This is a genomic window from Streptomyces sp. DH12 (assembly GCF_020873895.1).
Taxonomy (GTDB): Bacteria; Actinomycetota; Actinomycetes; order Streptomycetales; family Streptomycetaceae; genus Streptomyces.
This window is the reverse complement of sequence record NZ_JAHWGT010000266.1, coordinates 1-731: the sequence shown is the minus strand read 5'-3', so window position 1 is coordinate 731 and position 731 is coordinate 1. Positions and strand designations below refer to the sequence as shown.

At 78.2% G+C, this 731-nt stretch carries 1 protein-coding gene; it reads right to left on the bottom strand.

Annotated features, from left to right (window positions below; all coding sequences use genetic code 11):
- Positions 1–79 precede the first annotated feature (79 nt).
- Positions 80–731 (bottom strand): SGNH/GDSL hydrolase family protein (locus LPA54_RS33935; protein WP_228984535.1); only part of this gene is annotated, 652 nt, incomplete at its 5' end.

Sequence of the window (731 nt, the reverse complement as noted above, 5' to 3'; positions counted from 1 at the left end):
GCTGGAGAAGGCGTACGCGGGCGAGGCGTGACGACGGCAGGGGGCCGGGGCACGCTCCCGGCCCCGCGCCGCCCCGCGCTCACCCCGGCCCGCCCGCGTCCTCCGTGACCACGCGGGCGATCTCGCCGGCCGTGCGCAGGACGCCCGGGGACGGGACCGGACACGGCCGCGGTGCGGACGTCGTGGGCGCGAGACAGAAGTGCAGCGGGTCGTCCGCGCGGTGCAGGGCCGTGCGGCCGCGGGCCGGATCGGTGCAGAGGCCCGGGTGCGCCCGCTCGACGGCGTCGCACGGCACGTACCGCGTCCAGGCGTGACGGGCGCCCGGCGCGGACACCGCCCGGCCCGCGTCGGCGACCTGGTCGCCCGAGGCGGCCGCCCGGCGCTCGTAGATCCCGTTCACCCGGCGCACCCGGTCCGGGACGAGAGGGTCAGGACCCTGGAGCACCCAGACGATCCGGGGCCGCCGGTCGCCGCCCGCCTCGGCGATCTGCTCCGTCAGCCGCCACGCGTCCGCCGCGTACCGCTCCAGGTAGCGCTCCGGCGCGGCGTCATGGGTGATCCCGTCCATGCACGGCGTGTAGCCCCACGCGTTGCCCCAGAACTGGAGCACCACGTAGTCCGGGCGCAGCGCCCGCACCAGCGTGGCCGCCTTGTGCCGCGGCGGGACCAGGGACCGCCCGCCCTTGCCCTCCAGGTAGTCGCACAGCGTGGTGCCCGAGTGGGGCGCGGCG